The sequence below is a fragment of the Moorena producens 3L genome (assembly GCF_000211815.1).
In the GTDB taxonomy this organism is placed as follows: Bacteria; Cyanobacteriota; Cyanobacteriia; order Cyanobacteriales; family Coleofasciculaceae; genus Moorena; species Moorena producens.
Genome location: NZ_GL890841.1, coordinates 115,992 through 123,031, shown reverse-complemented (window position 1 = coordinate 123,031; position 7,040 = coordinate 115,992). Strand labels below are relative to the sequence as shown.

The following is a 7,040-nucleotide window of genomic DNA, read 5'->3' as shown; positions in this document are numbered from 1 at the left end:
TTTTTTTTATTAATAAATTGAAAATGGCTATAATAATAAATAGGTAATAAATAATAGTAAATAACCAGAATTATAGTGTTGATAGCAGTTATGATGATAGTCTTATTTGACGTTGATTACCTGTCTTGAAGCAGCGCATCCCGATTCCCTATTTCCGATTCCCGATTCCCGATTCCCGATTCCCGATTCCCGATTCCCGATTCCCGATTCCCGATTCCCGATTCCCGATTCCCGATTCCCGATTCCCGATTCCCGATTCCCGATTCCCTATTTCCGATTCCCGATTCCCTATTTCCGATTCCCGATTCCCTATTTCCGATTCCCGATTCCCGATTCCCGATTCCCGATTCCCGATTCCCTAAAACCCATTACTCTGTACCTCATCTAATTTAAAATCGCTATAAATAAACCTAGTAAAGGTATAAAACCATGAGATTTATCAGTCCCAAAACTGACTTTGCTTTCAAGAAAATCTTTGGCTCAGATCAGAGTAAGGATATTCTGATTTCCTTACTCAATGCTATGATATACTCTGGTAATTCCGTCATCCAGGATTTAGAAATTATTGATCCCTATAGCGCGGGTGATGTAGTGAATTTAAAAGACACTTATCTAGATGTTAAGGCAGTATTAGAGGATGGAACGACTGTCATCATCGAGATGCAACTCTGGAATGTGGAAGCTTTCAAGAAGCGAGTGGTTTATAACTTGTGCAAAACCTATGGGAATCAACTGCAATTGGGACAGGGATATTTCGATCTAAATCCAGTCATTGCTTTAACCATCACGGATTTTAAGTTATTCCCCTCAACCGAGAAAGTAATTAGCTGTTTTTACTTTCAAGAGGAAGAAGACCACTTGCCTTATCAGGAGAACGAGTTAAAGCTGGTGTTTGTGGAACTTCCAAAATTTACTAAGCAACTGGAAGAGTTAGAAAGTGTGATCGATAAGTGGATATATTTTATTAAAGAAGCGCCCAACTTAGAAATTATTCCTGACAACTTCAGGGAAATCCCACAGCTGGAAAAAGCGTTAACCATAGCGAATCAAGCGGGGTTGAGTGTGTCAGAAGTGGAAAAACTCCGCAAACAGGAGATGGTCTTGGAAGACTCGCGAGGTGCATTGAGTTTCGCGAAAAGGCAAGGACGAGAAGAAGGGGAAAGAAATTTACTCTTGCGACTGCTTGAGAGCCGCTTTGGCAAACTAACGATTAATGCCATCGCATTAATCGAAGCCTTGACCAACGAAGATCTAAACCGTTTATCAGAAGCCATCTGGGATTTTCAGACCAGTGAGGACTTACTCAACTGGCTGCAAGAGCACTCTAATTAAAAGTCTCAATTTTTAATAAAATTAATCCTATGGTGGGCAGTGGTTGATAGCAATTGAAAAACTGATCATCTCGAAGCTAAGCACTGCCCACCCTACATCTACATCTACTGGGCTGGTGGGCAGTGCTCAATACCAATTCAAAACCTGATCTACGCTAAGCTCAGCACTGCCCACCCTACATCTACATCTACTGGGCTGGTGGGCAGTGCTCAATACCAATTCAAAACCTGATCTAGGCTAAGCTCAGCACTGCCCACCCTACATCAACTACATTTATAACTTATTTAATCATTCTTGGAATGGTCAAATTCATAAACGTAAAACAGCCGACTTAACCTTTTAAATGAGTAGCCTATGGTTACTAAAAGAATTGCTCCCGCGATCCCTACCCAAAATCCAGTTGGAGGTATCACTTTAAAGGGAGATATAGTCACGGCATCTGCAGTCATTGCCATCTTAAATGCTACAGCTCGGGCATCCATAACTATTCCAATCAATAAACATAGCGCCGCCGCTCCATAACTGATTAGCGTAGCACGATTGATGTTGGTCAGAGCCTTTTGACAAACAACACAATCTTTAGTATGAGTTGACCACACATCGAAAAGCTGCTTTTTATCTAACTCAGCATTGGGAAGTTGGTCATTTATACCTGAATCCCAAGGGATTGTGCCTCCTGCTCTCTTTTTAAACCACTGACGAAAGGTGATTACCATTTTGTCTTGAGGATTCGGAGTATAAACTGCATCGAGCCAGTCTTGCTGTTGTCGTCGAGCCAAGATTTTTTCTTGGTAGTGAAGGAATACTAAGTCTTGATGCAAAAATACTGAAGCCAAGACATGACCCAACCAAATTGGCATTGGTAAGGCAAAAAATCCTAATCCTTCTGGTGTTTTTCCGGCTTCATTCTTGACCAAGACTTGACAACCAATATGACGACACCAGCCAGGACGAGTCGGAATGGCATATAAGGCTAAGATTAATTTTCCCCCATCGTTATAGCTGGTAACAATTCTCATATGACAGGGAGGTTGAAAGTCATGAACTGCTTCGGCTACTGTCTCAACGGTGGGGTTAATAGCAAAGGAAAATCCTTCTTGAGTGGATATCTCCCTAAGACAAGGCATATCATAATACTTGGCATCTTCATAACGACTACCCATAATACCGTGATGGGAAACCGGTACGTGAGCGGGATCAGCAACATTTTCCATGAAAAAGTCCCAGCCATAGGGCAAGTCGCGAATATTCCAAAATAGCTTAACTACTCGATCGGAATCTGATTCTAGCTCGGGAATTAAACGGGGTTTTCTCAACTGACTTTCCTGTTGAGCTTTGCTTCCCGATTCTGGCCATACCCACAGTAAACCTTGGTTTTGCTGAGTTGGATAGGCAACAGCACAGGATTTAGGATTCGAGCAGTTTTTAACTTCAGTCTCCTGGTCTTGGGATTGAGGAATACTGACACAATTTCCTTCAGCATCAAAACGCCAAGCGTGATAAGCACACAATAACGTTCCATCAGGCTCGACACGTCCTTCAGAAAGAGGAGCTAATCGATGGGGACAAAAATCTTCAAAACAACGCCATTGATCAGACCCATCCCGCCATAACACTAGCTCTTTACCGAGTAACTGTATTTTGTGAGGACGAGATGGCGCGAGGAATTCAACAACGGCTACTGGATACCACTGCTTTGTCCATTGGAATGTTTCTTCTTGTTTGAGGTGAACTTTTTTATTTGACTTATCAAGACTGTTGTTCAATTTAGTTGAATTGGCTTTAATAGTCATAAGCAAAGGGAACAGGGAATAGGGAATAGGGAATAGGGAATAGGGATGCGCTGCATCAAGACAGGGAATCAACCTCAAAGAAGACTGTACCTCATAAATGCGAGAAACACTACATACCAATTAAAAAGCTGACAATCTCGAAGGTAAGCACTGCCCACCCTACATCAAATGCTGCTATTGACTATTTTAGCTAAAATGGCTATATTAGACTTAATATCTAGTATTGTTACCTAAAAAGTCATGAAAACCCTTGGAGCATCTGAGGCAAAAAACCGTTTTGGTGAACTGTTGGATTTAGCTCGAAGAGAGCCAGTAAAAATTACTAAAAAAGGGCGTAATGTTGCTGTTGTTATTTCTATAGAAGAATTTGAAAGGTTCTTAGAGTTAGAAGAGGAACTTATAGCTATTAAAGCTAAACAAGCACAACAAGAAGGATTTATTGGGCTGTCAGAAAGTGAGGAGCTGTTGGAGGATATTATGAATGCTTAGGCTTAAAGGGAGCAGGGAGCAGGGAGCAGGGAGCAGGGAGAAGAAAATTGAAATTTAAGGTACTTCATCACGTATGATAAACGCGCTAAGTTACCAAGTTCAAGAATAAATTATAGAAATATTACTGATTGCTACCCCACCGCAGCACTCAAACGCGATCGCACTCAATTTTCAAGAACATAAATCCTAGGGTTGCCAGTGCTCGAAACCGATCGGATTAGCTTGTCATCGGGGTAAAACACGCGATCGCACTAAATTTTCAAGAAGATTAAGCGTAGGGTGGGCAGTGCTCGAAACCGATCAGATTAGCTTGTCATCGGGGGAAAACACTGCCCACCAAAAGTAAATTATTAGGAAAGAATAGTAGGGTGGGCAGTGCTCGAAACCGATTAGATTAGCTTGTCATCGGGGGAAAACACTGCCCACCAAAAGTAAATTATTAGGAAAGAGTCAAAAGCGATCGCACTGGTGGGCAGTGCTTGATCCCAATTAAAAAGCTGACCATCTCGACGCTAAGCACTGCCCACCCTACATCTACATCAACTCTCCCGACTCCCGACTCCCGACTCCCCACTCCCGGAATATATTACAATCTGTAAAGAAACTGAAAGGATAGGGGAGAATGCGCTTAGCAATCGTTGGTGCGGGGCTCGCGGGCATGGCCACAGCAATAGAGTTAGTGGATGCTGGTCATGAGGTGGAAATTTTTGAATCCCGTCCCTTTGTGGGGGGAAAGGTAGGCAGCTGGGTAGATAAGGATGGCAATCACATCGAAATGGGGTTGCATGTCTTCTTTGGCTGCTATTACAACCTGTTTGAGCTGATGAAGAAGGTGGGAGCGTTCCAGTTTCTGCGCCTGAAGGAGCATACTCACACCTTTATTAATAATGATGGACGCAAGGGTGAGCTAGACTTTCGCTTCATTACTGGTGCTCCCTTTAATGGCCTAAAAGCTTTTTTTACCACCTCCCAACTCTCCCTCCAGGATAAGCTGCAAAACTCCATTGCTCTGGGGATTAGCCCTCTGGTGCGTGGCTTGATAGATTTCGATGGCGCAATGAAAACGATTCGTGACCTAGATGCGGTCAGTTTCGCTGATTGGTTTCGCGGTCATGGTGGTTCCGACGGTAGTTTAAAGCGGATGTGGAATCCCATTGCCTATGCTCTGGGTTTCATCGATACCGAGAATATTTCTGCCCGTTGTATGCTAACCATCTTCCAGTTATTTGCGGCTAGAACCGAGGCATCGGTACTACGAATGCTGGAAGGCTCTCCTCATGAGTACCTCCATAAACCAATTATTCAGTATTTAGAGGAAAGAGGAGCAAAAATCCACACTCGCCGCCAAGTCAGGGAAATTCTGTTTACCGAAACCCCAGAGGAAACCCGAGTGACTGGTTTAGTGATTGCCAAAGGGGAAACCGAAGAAACCATTACCGCTGATGCCTATGTCTGTGCCGTTGATGTGCCTGGTGTTAAACGACTGTTACCGAAATCATGGCGCAAGTGGTCCGATTTCGATAATATCTACAAGCTGGATACGGTACCAGTGGCCACGGTCCAACTACGATTTGATGGCTGGGTGACAGAGCTTCATGATGCTGAGAAACGCCAGCAACTCCAAGAAGCAGCAGGGATGGATAATCTACTGTATACTCCCGATGCTGACTTTTCCTGCTTTGCAGATTTAGCTCTCACTAGTCCTGGTGACTATTACAAAGCCGGTGAAGGGTCACTAATGCAGTTGGTACTAACCCCAGGAGACCCATTTATCCGACAAAGTAATGATGCGATCGCAAAACATGTGCTTCACCAAGTCCATAACTTGTTTCCCTCCTCACGAGACTTGACCATGACCTGGTATAGTGTCGTAAAACTCGCTCAGTCTCTATACCGGGAAGCCCCTGGCATGGACCCCTATCGCCCTAACCAAAAGACACCAATCCCTAATTTCTTCCTAGCCGGTAGCTATACCCAACAAGACTATATCGATAGTATGGAAGGAGCTACCCTATCCGGGCGTCGTGCTGCTAAGGCGATTGAGTCTTTTGTTAGTTGAAGAAGGGAATCGGGAATCGGGAATCGGGAATCGGGAATCGGGAACAGAATCGGGAATCGGGAATCAGAGGGGAGTTTGGCGAGATGGGCAGATGGGGAGACCCATGAGCAAGGGTTCTGGTTTCCAAGGGGCTTACAAGGTGGTGACACCGGTGACCCACACAGCTCTTCCTGATCAGGGATAACATCAAGACAATCATAAAAACTGTCTTTAACTATACCAACTTCATCTAAAACTACTTCTTCCCGATCTCCCCATCTCCCACACTCCCCGCGCCCCGCCTCACCCTCCCGATATAATCACTAAAACTTTACGAACCTAAAACATAGAAATAACAAGCGAGAGTTAGCCACTCAATAAATTAAGTGGGCGTGGAGCGTGCCGGGATTTATCCCGGCGAACGTGTTACAATGGAAGTGCGAGTAAGAACAAGGTTGGTTACGTTGATTTTTTGCGCTTTACGGTGAGATTCCGGCCAGGAAGAGACGGGGTGAATCCTACTCCTCAAGGAACAGGCAAGTAATGCAGCAAAAAGTAGTGATTTATTGCCCTGATTTGTTTGGTACAACCACTCCGAAAGCTGTTTAAATTAGAAGTAAATCCACAGGTTAACTTTTTTGGTTAATCCGTTCGCGTAGCGTGGCCAAAGGCCAGGGAGGTAGGGCAGTTTTGAGTCTGCCACAACGGTACAGACTAGACTCAATCTCTAGTCAGTATTGTAAGTATCGTGGAGCGCGGTTTTAACCCGCGTAACGACATCAACTTAGAATCCACGCGGTTTCAACCCGTGGAGAACTCAACCCATGTCTGATTGGCTCGAACATAGTGTACAAGTTGAAGTAGAAGTTCCCATTGAGTTAGCGTGGGAGCTTTGGTCTGATTTAGAGCAAATGCCGCGCTGGATGAAGTGGATTGACTCAGTGGAAGTCCTAAAAGAGGATCCTGATTTATCCCGGTGGAAACTTGCCAGTACAGGTTTTGAGTTTAGCTGGCTCTCTCGAATTATGAAATTAGTCCCACACCAGATTATTCAGTGGGAATCAGTAGATGGTTTGCCCAATCGAGGTGCAGTGCGCTTCTACGACCGTAAGGATAGCAGTATCGTTAAGCTGACTATCGCTTACGGCATTCCCGGCATTCTTGGTCAGTTAATGGATAACTTATTTTTAGGTAACCTAGTTGAATCTACCATCCAGGAAGATTTAGAACGATTCCGGGATTATGCCTTGAAGGTGAAAGGTAGGAGTGGGGAGTCGGGAATCGGGAGTCGGGAATCGGGAGCGGTGCGCTTGACCTAGGCGAATTTAATTACGGGTCAAGCGCACCGAGGGAGTGGGAAGATGGGGAGAGATAGGGAGTGTGGGAGA

The 7,040-nt window shown here is 44.5% G+C and carries 8 protein-coding genes; 4 read left to right on the top strand and 4 right to left on the bottom strand.

Features of this window, described 5'->3' with window-relative positions; all coding sequences use genetic code 11:
- Nucleotides 1-116 precede the first annotated feature (116 nt).
- Nucleotides 117-320 (bottom strand): hypothetical protein, encoded by a 204-nt coding sequence (locus LYNGBM3L_RS50205; protein WP_071986839.1) that lies wholly within the window; start codon nt 318-320, stop codon nt 117-119.
- 109 nt (nt 321-429) lie between these two features.
- On the opposite strand from LYNGBM3L_RS50205, the gene LYNGBM3L_RS09330 reads away from it, so the two are divergent.
- A complete protein-coding gene (locus tag LYNGBM3L_RS09330) occupies nt 430-1,332 on the top strand; it encodes an Rpn family recombination-promoting nuclease/putative transposase (RefSeq protein WP_008181730.1) in 903 nt (300 codons plus the stop codon).
- A 284-nt stretch (nt 1,333-1,616) separates the two neighbouring features.
- Here LYNGBM3L_RS09330 and LYNGBM3L_RS09325 read toward each other — a convergent pair whose 3' ends face one another.
- Complete coding sequence (locus tag LYNGBM3L_RS09325; RefSeq protein ID WP_008181729.1) at nt 1,617-3,125, bottom strand: aromatic ring-hydroxylating dioxygenase subunit alpha; 1,509 nt, start codon at nt 3,123-3,125, stop codon at nt 1,617-1,619.
- A gap of 240 nt (nt 3,126-3,365) precedes the next feature.
- On the opposite strand from LYNGBM3L_RS09325, the gene LYNGBM3L_RS09320 reads away from it, so the two are divergent.
- Nucleotides 3,366-3,614 (top strand): type II toxin-antitoxin system Phd/YefM family antitoxin, encoded by a 249-nt coding sequence (locus LYNGBM3L_RS09320; protein WP_008181728.1) that lies wholly within the window; start codon nt 3,366-3,368, stop codon nt 3,612-3,614.
- Between the two features lie 439 nt (nt 3,615-4,053).
- On the opposite strand, the gene LYNGBM3L_RS48505 is transcribed toward LYNGBM3L_RS09320, so the two are convergent.
- On the bottom strand, nt 4,054-4,188 hold the full coding sequence (locus LYNGBM3L_RS48505) for a hypothetical protein (RefSeq protein ID WP_267872004.1): 135 nt from the start codon (nt 4,186-4,188) through the stop codon (nt 4,054-4,056).
- Between the two features lie 48 nt (nt 4,189-4,236).
- Between LYNGBM3L_RS48505 and zds the strand changes: the two genes are divergently transcribed.
- Nucleotides 4,237-5,673, top strand: coding sequence for a 9,9'-di-cis-zeta-carotene desaturase (gene zds, locus LYNGBM3L_RS09315; RefSeq protein WP_008181727.1), 1,437 nt, complete (start codon nt 4,237-4,239; stop codon nt 5,671-5,673).
- On the opposite strand, the gene LYNGBM3L_RS48500 is transcribed toward zds, so the two are convergent.
- Entirely contained in the window at nt 5,666-5,800 is a 135-nt protein-coding gene (locus LYNGBM3L_RS48500) for a hypothetical protein (protein ID WP_267872003.1), read from the bottom strand. The two genes, zds and LYNGBM3L_RS48500, sit on opposite strands and share 8 nt — an antisense overlap.
- Nucleotides 5,801-6,476: 676 nt before the next feature.
- Here LYNGBM3L_RS48500 and LYNGBM3L_RS09305 point away from each other — a divergent pair.
- Nucleotides 6,477-6,971: an SRPBCC family protein gene (locus LYNGBM3L_RS09305; protein ID WP_008181724.1), complete on the top strand. Its 495-nt coding sequence runs from the start codon at nt 6,477-6,479 to the stop codon at nt 6,969-6,971.
- Nucleotides 6,972-7,040 lie beyond the last annotated feature (69 nt).

Bases quoted from the DNA above. Each gene is read 5' to 3' on its own strand.
- LYNGBM3L_RS09305 (WP_008181724.1), top strand. From the start codon at position 6,477: ATGTCTGATTGGCTCGAACATAGTGTACAAGTTGAAGTAGAAGTTCCC.
- LYNGBM3L_RS09325 (WP_008181729.1), bottom strand. From the start codon at position 3,125: ATGACTATTAAAGCCAATTCAACTAAATTGAACAACAGTCTTGATAAG.
- LYNGBM3L_RS09320 (WP_008181728.1), top strand. From the start codon at position 3,366: ATGAAAACCCTTGGAGCATCTGAGGCAAAAAACCGTTTTGGTGAACTG.
- LYNGBM3L_RS09330 (WP_008181730.1), top strand. From the start codon at position 430: ATGAGATTTATCAGTCCCAAAACTGACTTTGCTTTCAAGAAAATCTTT.
- zds (WP_008181727.1), top strand. From the start codon at position 4,237: ATGCGCTTAGCAATCGTTGGTGCGGGGCTCGCGGGCATGGCCACAGCA.